The following is a 13,924-nucleotide window of genomic DNA, read 5'->3' as shown; positions in this document are numbered from 1 at the left end:
TTAGATGTATTTAGTTGAAATAGAGTCAAACATCATATTCATGGATATACTTATGGAGAGTATGCTATGAAAGAAGAAAATGAAAACCATTTTTCTAATTCTATAGATTTGAAGGATGAAAACGGTAAAATATTCGGCGCTGTAGGCGTGGTTCCTTCAAAAGAACTAGGAAAAAGAGATTTGATATTGATGGATGAAGAAAAGGGCACTCAGTCTGCAAGAAGTATCACGGAATTAATTAACATGTTATCTAAAAAGAAGGTGTCCTTTGCTGAAAAAAGAAGGGTGCTTGATTTTTTAGCAGAAAAATTAAGGGCCTTAGAAAAAGACCTAGCATCAAAGTCATTTCTTCATTCAAAAGATGATAAAAAATAAATATCGATTTACCAAATTCTTTTCCTTAATTACTCAATAATAATTATCAAGGTCGTTACCGCCTCCAACCAAACGACCCCGATAATATTCCTGAGGTCTTATGACTTCAGGAACTTCTTTTTATAAAAACTTTTTTTAAAAACAATTTTTAGGGTTTTTTATTTTTAAGAATAATCTTAATAACAATGTTTAGTAATACTTTTTTTGAGAAAATTTGTAAAAATTACATAATTAAAATAAATGCTATTTTAATCAACTTGTTTTTTCATATCTCTGTAAAAATCGCAGTAATCTCTGATGGGACATTCTTCATGTTTGGGACTGATAGGCCTGCAAATATCTTGGCCAAACTGTACTAACAAATCATTAAGGTCAATCCAAAGATCTTGAGGAACAATTTTTTCCAGTTCAAACTCAGTTTCCTCGGGGTTTTTTGTATCCACTAGTCCAAGACGGTTGGATATTCGGTGAACATGCACATCCACAGGTATTGCCGCTTCCTTAAATCCATATACCAGTACACAGTTGGCAGTTTTTCTACCAACACCAGGAAGTTTTAACAATTCATTTATCTTCTCTGGTACTTTTCCATCATATTCATCCAGCAGCATCTGGGAGACATCTTTTATTCTTTGAGATTTAACCCGGTAGAAACCCGCCTTTTTAATTAATGGTTGGAGGTCTTCAACATCAGCCTGGGCAATTTCTTGTATAGTATGATATTTAGAGAAAAGTTGGGCGGACGCAGCATCAGTGTTATCATCACGGGTTCTCTGGGATAATATGGTGCGAATAAGGACCCTATAAGGGTCACCATCCTCAAAAACCCTTAAATCATATTTGTTCAAGAGAATTTCCATAATTTCTTCGATATTTTTAGATATTGTGGTTGCCTCCCTAAGAACAGTTTATAAAAACAATAAATGTTGCATAAAATCTATTTAATTATTTAATCTAAAAGTTCCAGAAGTAACTCAAATCCTTTATGGATTCCCTCACCGTCAGTGGCAATGGTAGGTATAATAGGAACATCAGTCTTATCTCCAATATCAATTTCAACAGGATTAATATCCTGTTTATTTGCGAATATAACATAAGGTATATTGTTTCTTTCTAATTTATCCATTATTTCGTGGTCTGTATCTGTTACTCCTACAGAACTGTCAATTACCAAGATTGCACCATTTAAACCTCTTGCCAGAATTTGGCGCATGAATTTGAACCTTTTCTGTCCAGGAGTGGCAAATATATGGATTTTAGATCCATCAATCAGGATATTCCCATAGTCCAAAGCCACGGTGGTACCGTTATGTTCTATTTTAGTAACTTTTTCTCTGTTCACCAGATTTTCAATAGTTGTAGTTTTTCCCGAGTTATATGATCCTAAAATCACAATTTTAGTCTCTCTATTCCTTTTTTTCATGTTTACATCCTACATCCTAATTTTTTCATGAATTGGGGGAAATTAGGAAATGATACTTCGTAGCAAGAGGAGTTATTTATTTTTAAGTTACCTACTTTAAGTCCCACAATGGTCAGGGCCATTACCAGCCGGTGATCCTTATGTGAATCAACCACACCTCCCTGTGCACCACCCTCAATGGTTAGTCCATCTTTTTTTTCACAAACTGATACGCCTAATTTGGAAAGTTCTAATGCACTAGTGTGAATACGGTCAGTTTCCTTGTAACGGGCATGTTCTGCTCCAAATATTCTGGTTTTTCCCTGGGCCACTGCTCCCAGAGCCGCCATAGTAGGCAGCAGATCTGGAGCATTACTCAGATCAACATCTATACCTGTTAACTCTCCATTTCCTGTAATGGTGATTTCATCGTTTTTAATCTTAAGTTCTGCACCCATTTCTTGAACAATATCCAATATAATTTTATCTCCCTGTTTGGAATCTTTGAAAAGATTTTGAATTGTCACTTCTGATTCAAGTGCAGCTGCTGCGGCAACCAGGTATGACGCAGAGGAATAATCTCCTTCAACAACATAATCTAGGCCTTTATAAATCTGTTTATCAATGTGAAATATGTTTTCTTCAACATCAAACTCCACCTTTGCCCCAAATTTTTCCATAACATCCAGAGTCATGTCCACATAGGGTCTGGATATGAAATTTCCCTTAACCTCAACACTGACTGGTTCATTAGCATAGGGCGAGGCAATAAGCAAAGATGATAGAAATTGAGAGCTTATATCTCCTTTTATACTAGTTTTCCCTCCCTTAAAACCACTATTTATAATTATGGGAGGCATACCATTATTTCTGGTTGAATAAGCATTAACCTCAAGTTTTCGGAGTGAATCTAATAAATTCTGCATGGGTCTTTTGCGCAGAGAGTTATCACCAGTTAAAACTGTTGTACCTGGTGAGAGAGCAGAAACACTGGTCATGATACGCAGTGTAGTACCCGAATTTTTAACATCTACCACATCTGCAGGGGTTTCAATAACACCACCAGTACCAGTAACTTGGCAGTGGGCATCAAATGTTTCAATTATGGTTCCAAAAGATCGGCAGGCATCAATAGATGCATTTGTGTCCTCAGAATATAAGGGATTTCTAAGGGTTGATTTACCTTCAGCTAGACTAGATATAATCACCGCCCGGTGGGTGTAACTTTTAGACGGAGGGGCCTTTACTACGCCCTGAATTTTATCTGTTTTTTGGATATTTAATTCCATTAAACCACTATCTCCAATACAACATTTAAATCCTCTATTTGTTGTATTTCCACTTTTTCTCCAGTTTTCCCCACAACTTCTTTTTTTGTGGTGATGTGATCAGGAGTAATTTTACAATCGCCAATATTGATGAATCCTTTTTGTTTTAGTTGGGTTGCGATTTCCTGAGGAGGGGTTGACTGTAAATATTGTACAATTTTAGGAGCTTCTTTTTTAAATTCTGGTCCGATTTTTGCCATTTGTGGTGAGACTTCCACCACTATTTCCTGAACATCAGGGTTACCCATTTCCACATTCAACTGGGAAATGCGCATGGTACCCTTAATATCATCTACTAATATCTGAATTTTTTCATATAATTCATTATTAGTAGTGTATATATTAACTGCTTTTATATTAGCATTCAATGGCATTTTTGAGGTAGATTTAAATCTTCTTATCTCCCCAATAATGTGAACACCAGTGTTTCCAACATCTTCAGCTTCCTTGTTAATTAATTCTGGATCAAATTTTGGCCAAGAAGTGGAATGAATACTTAAAATATCTTCATCAGTATTCACATGTTGATAAACTTCATCAACAAAATGAGGAGTTATAGGTGCTAAAAGCTTTAAAGTAGTCAGAATCACTGTTTTAAGGGTATACTGGGCGGCAATCTTTGAATTTAACATATCTGGCGAGTCAGTGTACAATCGATATTTAACTGATTCAATATATTCATCACAGAAATCATGCCAGATAAATTGCTGAATATGGGATACTGCATCAGCAAATTGATATAAATCAAGGGAACTTGTCACAATCTCATTAACGTGGTTCAACTTGGACAATATCCACTTATCCAATGGTTTTAATGTTTTTATAATAGTATCTGATGATCCTTCTACTTGAAATTCAGATATATGGATGTTAATAAATCTAAAAGCATTCCAGAATTTTCTTAAGAATTTATATCCATATTTAACGTCTTTCCATTCAAAGGGAACATCAGATCCAGGGACACTGTTAGAGGCCCATAAACGTAGGGCATCGGCACCATAATCTTCGATAACATCTTCAGGTGTTATAACATTTCCCCGTGATTTACTCATTTTATGGCCGTCATCGCCAAAGACCATACCATTTACAACCACTTCATTAAATGGGGCAATGCCAGTTAATGCTTTACATCTGAGTATGGTGTAGAAAGCCCAGGTACGTATTATATCATGACCCTGTTGTCTTATATTAGAGGGGAATAGATTATTATATCCATTATAAGGCCATCCTGCTATAACCAGAGGACTTATGGAGCTATCCATCCATGTATCTAAAACGTCAACCTCTCCCATAAATTCTTTATTTCCACATTCACATTCACCTTTAAATGTGTCACGGGCGGGATCTACTGGAAGGTCCTTTGTGGATGGTAAATGTACCTTTCCACATTTGCTGCAGTACCATACTGGTATGGGGGTTGCAAATATTCTTTGACGGGATATGCACCAATCCCAATCCATAGAACCAGTCCAGTTTAACAAACGGGTTTTCATATGTTCTGGAACCCAGTTCATGTTCTCTGCAGCCCCTACAACATCATCTATCATCTCTTTTACTGCAACAAACCACTGTTTCTTAACCAAAATTTCTATGGGTGTTTTGCATCTCCAGCACTGACCTACATTTTGATCTACCTTTTCTTTTTTAATCAGAATTCCCTCATTTTCAAGATCTTCAATAGTTCTCTCCTTGCACACTGATAAAGGAAGACCTTCATATCTGCCGGCTGCCTTGGTCATAGTACCTTTCTCGTCAATGGCTTCAATAATATCCAAATTATAACGGTTAACCCATGAAACATCAGTTTTATCCCCAAAAGTACATATCATAACTGCACCAGTACCAAATTCTGGGTCAACTTCCTTATCTTTTATAATCTTTACTTTACGGCCGAAAATAGGAACTTCTACCTCTTTACCAGCCAGGTCATGGTACCTTTCATCTTCAGGATGAACCACAACTGCAACACAGGCAGATAATAGTTCAGGTCGGGTGGTGGCAATCATAACTCCCTTTTTACCATCTTCTGCTGGAAACTCCAGATAGTTGAGGTAAGTCTCATTTTCGGAGTATTCTACTTCAGCAAAGGCAATTGCAGTTTCACAGCGAGGACACCAGTTTACAGGGTGAATTCCTTGATAGATCATTCCTTGATCATATAATTTTAGAAACGATAGTTGGGTTTTTTGCATGTACTCATCAGTCATGGTCACATATTCCCGGGACCAGTCCTGAGAGAATCCCAGCTGCTGCATCTGGGATTTCATCATTTTAATATTATCACGGGTAAGATCAATACACATTTTCCGGAATTCTTCCCGAGGAACATCACTTTTCTTAATGTGATGTGTTTCTTCCACTTTGACCTCAGTTGGAAGTCCGTGACAGTCCCAACCCTGGGGAAACAGTACGTCGAACCCTTTCATCCGACTGAATCGTGCAATAATGTCCATGTAAAGCCAGTTTAAAACGTGCCCCATGTGTATGGATCCAGTGGGATATGGTGGTGGTGTGTCAATAATGTAGTTGGGACGGTTTTCATCACCTATAAATTTATGAATATCGTTTTTCTGCCATATTTCTTGCCATGATGTCTCTTTTTTGTGATCATAGTCCTTAGGAATATTGTCTTTGCTCATCTTACTTCTCCTTTCTTGATTATATTGTTTGGGCACAAGTTAAAATAATATATAGGTTTTGTTTAAATACTATGATATATTAAGTGTCATAAAATTAACAGATAAATATTGCGTATATGAATTGTCTATTTGGTGAGTAAATGGAACTTTTATGGTTTTATGTTGCAGTGGTTCTAGCTATAAGTGATGAAATTCACAGTTTCCTGTTTTGGAACGTCTTTGTTGATTTTTATATCTTATTTGCTGGAATAATAAAAGAAACTGTGGCATCTAACATTAAATTATGGCTAGTACACGAGATATTGGAGTCAATTTTCCATTTTATTGTTTTATCCTTGGTGTTTTTCTCTGTGGAAATTGGCTTTTTAGGAGCGTTAATTCACATGGTAATTGATTTATACCACGAGTTATCTGGATATAAAATGACTCACCTTTATCATAGAGCTCTCCATTTCACTATTGAGTCATTTTTCTTTATGTTAATGTTTTCAGGAAGATAAAAAAATTATCTCAGTTGATGTGCCTGTTATTAATTAATTATTAATCACGACGTAATTGACCAATATTTATTAATTAAAGAAATACTAAATCATTGACTATCATTTATTATTTGAATGTCATTTTATAGAGAAATGAATAATCTAATCTAGGTAATCATATTCACCAACGGAGTAAAATAATATGCCAGTTATAACATTTGATTATGAAGATTTATACCAGGTTTTAGGAACAGAAATATCACAGGAAAAGCTGATAGAACTTCTACCCATGATTGGAAGTGATATTGAAGATTATGACCAGGAAACAATTCGGGTTGAATTTTTTCCCAATCGTCCGGATCACTTCAGTGTAGAAGGGATAGCGCGAACCCTGAAAGGATTTTTAGGAATAGAAACTGGACTGCCGGAATATAAAATAAGCAGTTCAGGTATGGAAGTTGAAGTAGATCCTAGCTTAAAGGAGGTCAGACCTTATGTTGCTTTCTGCGTAGTAGAAGGTGTGAATCTCAATGAGAATAAATTAAAACAGATCATGGAATTCCAGGAGGATCTGCACTGGGTTATTGGACGTGATCGAAAAAAGGTGGCTATTGGAATTCACAATTTGGATGTTATTGAACCTCCATTTGTGTATAGGGCTGCTGATCCGAATAGAGTAACTTTCATACCTCTAGATTCTGTGGAAGAGATGAGTCTTAAAGAAATCCTACAGGAACATAAAAAAGGAATTGAATATGCACATCTAATTGACCAGTATGATAGATATCCCCTCATCCTGGATTTCCATGATGAAGTACTCTCCATGCCGCCTATTATCAATGGTGAGCTTACCAAACTCACTGAGAATACTAAAAACGTTTTAATTGATGTTACAGGTACTGATGAGAAGGCAGTAAATTATGCGCTGAACATAATTGCTACTTCCTTTGCTGAAGCAGGAGCCAAGATAAAATCAGTGAAACTCAATTATTCTGATAGAACTGTAACCACACCCAATTTAATGCCTAAGAAAAAGCTGGTCCAAGTGGGGAATGCCCAGAAAATTATTGGAATAGACATGGCTGAGGAAGACATGGTTCAGATGCTTGAAAAAGTTCGATTAGGTGCAATCAACACTAAAATGGGAGAAATTGAAGTCACTATTCCTGCATATAGAATTGACATACTCCATGAAGTGGATATAATCGAAAATATTGCCATTGGCCATTGTTTTAACAGGATTAAACCGGAAATGCCGGAAATAGCCACAGTAGGAAAAGAAAATAAATGGGACGCTTTTGATAATCTCCTAAGAGAAATTTTAATAGGAATGGGTTTCTATGAGATTATGAGCCTCATGCTAACCAGTGAAAAAAAGCATTACAAAAATTTAAATCTTATTGAAGATGAAAGGGTAGAAGTGGCCCAACCAATATCGGTGGAGCGGACAATGATCCGTAAAAGTCTTTTAAATGGGCTTATGGAGTTTTTAGAGGATAACAAACACGAAGAACTGCCTCAAAAAATTTTTGAGATAGGAGATACAGTCTACATAGATAAAAATAGGGAAACCCATGTTAGAACAGTCAAAAAACTCGCCGGAGCCGTAACTCATTCTAGTGCCAATTTCACTGAAATAAAATCAATAATGGATGCAGTTATCGCAAATTTAGGTTTGCAAATGGAAGTCGATGTTTATGATCATCCCTCCTTTATACAGGGCCGTTGTGCTGCTGTAAAGGGAATTAAAACACCAAAAAGTGAAATTCAACTTAAAGGATTCTTTGGGGAGATAAATCCAGAAGTTATCACCCAATTTGATCTGGAATATCCAGTCATAGCCTTTGAAATTGAATTTACAGTATAAAAAATTCAATTTTTTAATTCTTTAAAATGTAATGATAAAATTTTTCTATAATTTATGCTCTTTTTTTAAAAATTATTATAAGTTTTTTATTTTCCTATAAGGGTTACTATAACGGTCCTGTTTCTTGGACCATCAAGTTCAACAAAAAATACACTCTGCCAGGTCCCTAAATTCATGGAACCATTTTGTACTGGAATTGATTCACTACTGCCAATAAAGAAGGCCCGTATGTGGGAATCAGCATTATTGTCAATTTGGTCATGTTTATAATTGTTCCCAGTGGGAATCACTGACTCTAAAGTATTCTGGAAATCATTTACTAAACCAGACTCATTCTCATTAATGGCTATTGCCGAGGTAGAATGTCTGGTAAATATATCAATTATCCCATTTTTGAAGTTATTCGATTTAATTAACTCATTTAAATCACGGGTTATATCTACTATTTCCACCCTTCTACTGGTTTTTACTCTTAATAAATCTGTTTTCAATTCCATAATAACACCCCCATATGGTTTTTAATATGATTTATGATGGTTCTGATATTTTTATTTTTTTAATGTAATATTTTTATATGAATGGTTAAAATACTAAATATAAATGAAAAGAAATGAATCATCTGAATCTCAATACATTGATCCCCGTATTATAAAGCGTCTTAGAATTTATATGATTATAGCGATGGTTATATTAATTGTGATAATATTTGAAGTATCACAAGGTATATTTAATGTTCTATTGGCTATAGCTGGGGTATTCGTGGGAATGATGATAGGTATTATAGTCAGCCGCATGTTCCACATTAGTTGGGATGAAGAAAGTAATATTGTTATAAGTAACATAGATTGGATTGGTGCAGTTATTTTGGTATTTTATCTTATTTTTACGTTAACTAGAACATATTTTTTAGGATATTGGATAGAAGGAACTCCTTTATTTGCAACTATTCTAAGCCTTACAGCAGGTACAATGTTAGGCAGGATTATAGGCACTAGACATGTAGTAAATAAAATTTTAAAGGCATTGAAAATTGATGGAATTCTTAGACAGTAAATTAGCCCTTTTTTTGGATTATAAGCACAAAAAATTTTCTAATTCAGTTTTTACTAGTTTTAAATAATATAAAAAAGAGAAACTTAAAAAAGAATATAAAAATTAAAAGAGAATATAAGAGAAATCTAATAATAATTAGATTCCAAAGGATTTCATGAGAAGTTCTGCATTAATATATCCTTTTTTGAACATCTCACCAGTTCTTAAATCGTTTATAACAACTTCAGCCGGTGCGAACATTCCCTTATCAATCTTGTAGAAATCATAATCTGCTTCTTTAAATATATCGTAGAATGGTTTACCATATCCTTCAGATGATGAAGATGGCAGATTTTCTGCTAATGATTCTATATCATCGCCTTCCTCTGATTCTATGTAATAGTAGGTTCTACCTCCAAATAAAACAGCATCGTTGGTTTTCCCCATTGCTTTCAGTCCGTCAGGGTCTACTGGTGCTATAGGTGCAATGCCGGCAGCTATTTTAACCTTGGTAACATCGAAGTGAAGTGCCTCCAGCATTTTATAGGTACCATTTTCCACAACTCTTCCTGCTATCTGAATAGATCCTACTAGGGATGCAGTTGGTGCAACCAGTACAAACACGTTCTCAGGCGATACACCACATTCACTGGCTATGGCATCAGTTACATCTGCTCCAGGTAATTTGTCAGCTTCCAGAGTTAGTATAGCAATATCTGCATCGTCTTTGTACCCTATTTCTTCATATGTTTCTGCTGGTTTTAATGCTAATGCTCTTGCTGGGCCTGAACCAAGGGCAAAAAAATCCCCTACACTTACAGACCAACCTGCTTTTTGTGCTCCCAAGGTTGATATTGCAGGAGAATCGGTTTTAATTTTAACAGAAGGTAAAGCGAATTTTTCAGATAAATCTCCTGGAATGGAGATTCCCACGTCTGCCAGTCCACCCAAACAAACCTTGGTGTAAAGTTCTCCTGCTTTAAGGCTTCCTGAAACGTTTACACCCGCATCAATAACTGTTGAACCATTTTCAAGTTTGGATACTGCAATATTTAATTCATCTGCTTTTTCTATCATTAAATCTACTGTCTTTTTAGCTTCAAGATTGACACTTACCATTATTTCACCTCATAAACAATTATATGAATACAAAATTTGTTTACTCTTATAACTCAAAGCATTAAGTTATACTCCTATGATTCATAGCAAATTGTTCCTTAATTAATTTACTATAATTCTTTAGAAATTCCAATAATTCTTCATTTATTTTCATACTAAAATAGATTAATTATACTAAAAATAGTTTTTATAGTTCTAAAATCTTTTCTGTATCTTTAAAATTAACTTCATATATATGGGCGCTAATAGAATGAATAGTAACTGTTGCCACCTCCACATCAAGCTTTTCAGCTACATATTTAGCCAAATGTGTAAGGCCAACTGCGTTAGGGAACCATGCTCCGTATATGTCATGTGAACGCCAGAGTGCAGTTGTATAAAGCTTCCCATTCCTTATTTTAAGGTCAACTAAGATCATACAGGGCACTTCTTCAGTTTTTGTATCAACAGTGGGGTCCCATGTTACAGAGATGGCTCTTCTGGACTCTTCACAGTTTTTTAGTCGGTCAATGGCCACCTGTATCTGATCAATATCGTTAAAATGTTTTCTAAGCCGATTACCGTAAGTGTATACAAATCCCTGACGGTCTTTGCTTAAAAATTGTTCAGAGTACAGTTCCAGTTTTTCACCACTCCAAAAGTATCCTTCAGGGATCCTGATTTCCTGTACTTTGGCAATTTTGTTTAGGTAAAAGTCCTCTGACATTTTATTTCCAAGTGGATTAATTATGGTAACTACAGTGTTTAAAATTTCTTTAGTAAGAGACCCTCTTTCATCCTTTATCTCTTTACCTTCTTTCATTATTTTTCTAACAAGTGTTTCCCACCCGTCTGCTATTTCATTAACTTCAATTTGAAATGACATATTAAATTCTCCACTGATTTTTCATTATCTGTTAAATTTCAATAATATTAACTGTAATATTTTAATTGTAACTATATTTGGATTTAAAGAGTTTTTGCTACTTTTACCATTGTTTTAAGTTTTTTAAATGCAGAATCATGTGATCGCATTCTCATCCCACAATCTGGATCTATAATCATATTCTCTGATCCGATTAGATCTATTCCTTTTTTTATCAAATTTTCTATTTCTTCTTTAGTTTCCACTCTATCGTTTTTAGTATCAAAACATCCAAATCCTATTTTCTTCCCATGGAAATTAACATTTTGCAGTGCTTTCATATTTCCAGGGATTCCAGCAAATTCACAGTCAATGATATCTACAGGGAAGATTAAAAGCTGGTCAAAAACACTGGTTACATCTCCACAAACATGTAAACCCACTGGTATTGATAGATCTTTAATTATAATTTCAATTGCCTTTTTTGCAGTGGAAATATTTACCATGCCCGTAGAGATGAATGGTTCATCAATCTGGATATAAATAGCCCCAGCATCTTCTAAGTAATGGGCTTCTTCTTTTAATGCGTATGCCAAATCAATAATAGCATCATCCTTTTTCTTGTAAAATCCTTCTATTCTGGATGAGAAAACCAGTGTAGATGGTCCGGTTATGATACCTTTAACTCCTTTTACACCTTCTTTAAGAGTTTTTTTAGAATTACCATAATCTTTTGAAATGTTTTGGGCAATTTTTAGGGTGTACTTAAAGTCTTCTCCACATATAGATGCTGGAGAGGGCCGTATTTTTCCCACAATCTTCGGAGTCTTATCTTCAACCATCATTCCAGGAATTGCATTTGCAAAAATTTCCAGCATACCCGCTCTTACCTGACCATCAGAGATAATGTCCACCCCTGCTTTGATTTGATCACTAACTGCCAGAGCTATGGCTGGCTTATAATTATCATAAGCTCCTAATATATTTAAAAATTTATCTTTGAATGTTTTTGGCTCTTGTGGGATGGGGGGATAACTTCCCACAACTGTAGTTAACATATTTAACCTCTAAATAGTAATTCAAAACCTTTTTTTTAAATTTTTATTAATGAAATCTTATATTTAAACTATATAAAATAAATTTAGTTTAAAAATTTGCAATTAAGAGTAGATAATTCATTAAAAATAGGGATAAAAGGTAAGGGATAATTATCAATCCCAGTTATTTAATCCCCAAATTTGATGAACTTCTTAGGCTCAAAGTTAGTTTGCATTGTCCAGAAATAGGCTTCACCTTTGGCGATACGGAAAATTATAAGTCCCGGATGGTCAAATGTCATGCCGAACTCTTTCAAGAATGGTCTATCTTCTATAACCTTCTTTTTAAGTTCTGGATCATCAACAAACTCGATTTCACCAGCCACCCGCATCATGGTTCCAGTGGTCTCATCTGGCTGCCAGAAACACGCTTCAACTTTAGGGTTGGCTTGAAGCTGTCCGTACATATCTTTTATAGCCCCAATTTGGAAGTAAAAGCCGTTCTCATCAGCAAACCAAAATCCTAGTGCCCTTACTCTGGGTTGATCTCCTTCTGCTGTTGCAAGGTAACATACTGGTGTTTCATTTGCGAATTTTATACAATCCTTAAAGTCCATTTTTTTTCCTCCTATCCAATTATTTATTCATAGATTTAATAATATCTTTTTTAAAATATGTAAAAATAAATTTTTTATAATAATAAAAATAAAATCAAAGTTATATTTAAGGAGTAGATAAATTGACAGAAGAAAAACCAAGACCTTATCGATTTACAGAGGCAGTAAGTAACGAGTTAGATACAGCATTTAAGAATTTAGCATCAGAAATATTGAAAGACGGTGCATTATCATCAAAAGACAAGTCTTTAATAGCATTGGCATGTGCAGTGGCAGTAAATTGCCAGCACTGTGTTAAAGCACATAAAAAACACGCCATCATGGCTGGTGCAACTCAAGAGGAAATAATTGAAGCTGCAGCAGTAGCAGGCCAAGTACGTCTTGGTTCAGGTTTTACTTTTGCATCATTCCTTCTTGATGATTAAGGAGATGAAATGAAATGGCCAACAAGATACATTGCCAGAGCTGTGGCAAATCACTCTTAGAAAACGAAGTTTATAAGTCTGCAAAGCAGGTTTTATGTGATGATTGTTATATAGATACTCAACACAGAATAAAAGCATGTAATCCATTAGGAGAGCGAGCCAAAAAGAATTTCAGAAAATCTCAGGGATTTCAGGGAACAGAAGGCTTATCTGAAATTCAGAAGAACATCTATCAGTACATTCAGTTAAAAGAGAAAGTAACAAGAGTTGATCTCATCAAACAGTTTAAACTATCACCAACTGACTTAGAGAATCATTTTGCCATTATGAGACAATCACAATTGGTTAAAGGGAAAAAAGAGGGTGATACTGTTTATATTACTCTGTGGTAGATTTCGTTTCCACGGAATCATTTTTTTATAATATATTCTTTAATTTTTAAAAATCAAAATTTATATTAATCTAATGATATTTCTCTAATTTTTTCAATCTCTTCCAGTTCAACTGGTACTTCTACTACAGCAGTACCATAGCATGGCTTGGTATATGGAATCATAATCTGAGATTTTTCGGGATTTATACCTATAGGAATGGGTGGAATTCCGATTATACGTGCCCCCACTACTTTTGCTCCAGCCTTAACGTGAACAACTTCTTCACCGCTTTTTTCTATGAATTTGGCGCATTCCTTAAAACCAGAACGGCTCATGTGTATTTGGTAATCATCAGATTCTTTAAGATATGTTTCGAGGCAGAACAT

At 35.0% G+C, this 13,924-nt stretch carries 16 protein-coding genes; 6 read left to right on the top strand and 10 right to left on the bottom strand.

The features are described from left to right. Positions 1-66 precede the first annotated feature (66 nt). Entirely contained in the window at positions 67-375 is a 309-nt protein-coding gene (locus CIT01_01590) for a hypothetical protein (protein AXV36988.1), read from the top strand. Between the two features lie 248 nt (positions 376-623). On the opposite strand, the gene CIT01_01585 is transcribed toward CIT01_01590, so the two are convergent. From CIT01_01585 to CIT01_01570, 4 genes are all read right to left on the bottom strand, one after another. Next, complete coding sequence (locus CIT01_01585; GenBank protein AXV36987.1) at positions 624-1,235, bottom strand: endonuclease III; 612 nt, start codon at positions 1,233-1,235, stop codon at positions 624-626. A gap of 89 nt (positions 1,236-1,324) precedes the next feature. Further along, positions 1,325-1,798, bottom strand: a complete 474-nt coding sequence (locus CIT01_01580) for a hypothetical protein (protein AXV36986.1) — start codon at positions 1,796-1,798, stop codon at positions 1,325-1,327. Positions 1,799-1,800: 2 nt separating this feature from the next. Next, complete coding sequence (gene aroA / locus CIT01_01575) at positions 1,801-3,066, bottom strand: 3-phosphoshikimate 1-carboxyvinyltransferase (protein ID AXV36985.1); 1,266 nt, start codon at positions 3,064-3,066, stop codon at positions 1,801-1,803. Then, entirely contained in the window at positions 3,066-5,744 is a 2,679-nt protein-coding gene (locus CIT01_01570; GenBank protein AXV36984.1) for a valine--tRNA ligase, read from the bottom strand. The genes aroA and CIT01_01570 overlap by 1 nt, the downstream gene beginning before the upstream one ends. A 140-nt stretch (positions 5,745-5,884) precedes the next feature. On the opposite strand from CIT01_01570, the gene CIT01_01565 reads away from it, so the two are divergent. Then, the gene (locus tag CIT01_01565; GenBank protein AXV36983.1) at positions 5,885-6,244 is read left to right on the top strand and encodes a hypothetical protein; all 360 of its coding nucleotides are present in this window, start codon (positions 5,885-5,887) and stop codon (positions 6,242-6,244) included. A gap of 181 nt (positions 6,245-6,425) precedes the next feature. Further along, positions 6,426-8,090, top strand: coding sequence for a phenylalanine--tRNA ligase subunit beta (locus CIT01_01560; GenBank protein ID AXV36982.1), 1,665 nt, complete (start codon positions 6,426-6,428; stop codon positions 8,088-8,090). 86 nt (positions 8,091-8,176) lie between these two features. Here CIT01_01560 and CIT01_01555 read toward each other — a convergent pair whose 3' ends face one another. Next, positions 8,177-8,587, bottom strand: a complete 411-nt coding sequence (locus CIT01_01555; GenBank protein AXV36981.1) for a hypothetical protein — start codon at positions 8,585-8,587, stop codon at positions 8,177-8,179. A gap of 103 nt (positions 8,588-8,690) precedes the next feature. Between CIT01_01555 and CIT01_01550 the strand changes: the two genes are divergently transcribed. After that, positions 8,691-9,143, top strand: coding sequence for a hypothetical protein (locus CIT01_01550; GenBank protein AXV36980.1), 453 nt, complete (start codon positions 8,691-8,693; stop codon positions 9,141-9,143). Between the two features lie 135 nt (positions 9,144-9,278). Here CIT01_01550 and mch read toward each other — a convergent pair whose 3' ends face one another. The 4 genes from mch to CIT01_01530 form a co-directional block, all read right to left on the bottom strand. Continuing rightward, positions 9,279-10,241: a methenyltetrahydromethanopterin cyclohydrolase gene (gene mch, locus CIT01_01545; GenBank protein AXV36979.1), complete on the bottom strand. Its 963-nt coding sequence runs from the start codon at positions 10,239-10,241 to the stop codon at positions 9,279-9,281. Positions 10,242-10,428: 187 nt separating this feature from the next. Beyond that, complete coding sequence (locus tag CIT01_01540; GenBank protein AXV36978.1) at positions 10,429-11,106, bottom strand: thymidylate synthase; 678 nt, start codon at positions 11,104-11,106, stop codon at positions 10,429-10,431. An 83-nt stretch (positions 11,107-11,189) separates the two neighbouring features. Further along, positions 11,190-12,143, bottom strand: coding sequence for a methionine synthase (locus CIT01_01535; protein AXV36977.1), 954 nt, complete (start codon positions 12,141-12,143; stop codon positions 11,190-11,192). 167 nt (positions 12,144-12,310) lie between these two features. Continuing rightward, entirely contained in the window at positions 12,311-12,739 is a 429-nt protein-coding gene (locus CIT01_01530) for a pyridoxamine 5'-phosphate oxidase (GenBank protein AXV36976.1), read from the bottom strand. A gap of 122 nt (positions 12,740-12,861) precedes the next feature. On the opposite strand from CIT01_01530, the gene CIT01_01525 reads away from it, so the two are divergent. Next, positions 12,862-13,164 carry an alkylhydroperoxidase gene (locus tag CIT01_01525; GenBank protein ID AXV36975.1) on the top strand — a complete coding sequence of 101 codons (303 nt, stop codon included), beginning with the start codon at positions 12,862-12,864 and terminating at the stop codon, positions 13,162-13,164. Between the two features lie 14 nt (positions 13,165-13,178). Then, a complete protein-coding gene (locus CIT01_01520) occupies positions 13,179-13,556 on the top strand; it encodes a hypothetical protein (protein AXV36974.1) in 378 nt (125 codons plus the stop codon). Between the two features lie 65 nt (positions 13,557-13,621). On the opposite strand, the gene CIT01_01515 is transcribed toward CIT01_01520, so the two are convergent. Continuing rightward, on the bottom strand, positions 13,622-13,924 hold the full coding sequence (locus tag CIT01_01515) for a hypothetical protein (GenBank protein ID AXV36973.1): 303 nt from the start codon (positions 13,922-13,924) through the stop codon (positions 13,622-13,624).

Source organism: Methanobacterium sp. BRmetb2 (assembly GCA_003491285.1).
Taxonomy (GTDB): Archaea; Methanobacteriota; Methanobacteria; order Methanobacteriales; family Methanobacteriaceae; genus UBA117.
This window is presented reverse-complemented; position numbering and strand designations above follow the sequence as displayed.

Excerpts from the sequence above, each read along its gene's own strand:
- CIT01_01590 (AXV36988.1), top strand. The coding sequence starts at position 67 with ATGAAAGAAGAAAATGAAAACCATTTTTCTAATTCTATAGATTTGAAG.
- CIT01_01585 (AXV36987.1), bottom strand. The coding sequence starts at position 1,235 with ATGGAAATTCTCTTGAACAAATATGATTTAAGGGTTTTTGAGGATGGT.
- CIT01_01580 (AXV36986.1), bottom strand. The coding sequence starts at position 1,798 with ATGAAAAAAAGGAATAGAGAGACTAAAATTGTGATTTTAGGATCATAT.
- aroA (AXV36985.1), bottom strand. The coding sequence starts at position 3,066 with ATGGAATTAAATATCCAAAAAACAGATAAAATTCAGGGCGTAGTAAAG.
- CIT01_01570 (AXV36984.1), bottom strand. The coding sequence starts at position 5,744 with ATGAGCAAAGACAATATTCCTAAGGACTATGATCACAAAAAAGAGACA.
- CIT01_01565 (AXV36983.1), top strand. The coding sequence starts at position 5,885 with ATGGAACTTTTATGGTTTTATGTTGCAGTGGTTCTAGCTATAAGTGAT.
- CIT01_01560 (AXV36982.1), top strand. The coding sequence starts at position 6,426 with ATGCCAGTTATAACATTTGATTATGAAGATTTATACCAGGTTTTAGGA.
- CIT01_01555 (AXV36981.1), bottom strand. The coding sequence starts at position 8,587 with ATGGAATTGAAAACAGATTTATTAAGAGTAAAAACCAGTAGAAGGGTG.
- CIT01_01550 (AXV36980.1), top strand. The coding sequence starts at position 8,691 with ATGAAAAGAAATGAATCATCTGAATCTCAATACATTGATCCCCGTATT.
- mch (AXV36979.1), bottom strand. The coding sequence starts at position 10,241 with ATGGTAAGTGTCAATCTTGAAGCTAAAAAGACAGTAGATTTAATGATA.
- CIT01_01540 (AXV36978.1), bottom strand. The coding sequence starts at position 11,106 with ATGTCATTTCAAATTGAAGTTAATGAAATAGCAGACGGGTGGGAAACA.
- CIT01_01535 (AXV36977.1), bottom strand. The coding sequence starts at position 12,143 with ATGTTAACTACAGTTGTGGGAAGTTATCCCCCCATCCCACAAGAGCCA.
- CIT01_01530 (AXV36976.1), bottom strand. The coding sequence starts at position 12,739 with ATGGACTTTAAGGATTGTATAAAATTCGCAAATGAAACACCAGTATGT.
- CIT01_01520 (AXV36974.1), top strand. The coding sequence starts at position 13,179 with ATGGCCAACAAGATACATTGCCAGAGCTGTGGCAAATCACTCTTAGAA.
- CIT01_01515 (AXV36973.1), bottom strand. The coding sequence starts at position 13,924 with ATGTTCTGCCTCGAAACATATCTTAAAGAATCTGATGATTACCAAATA.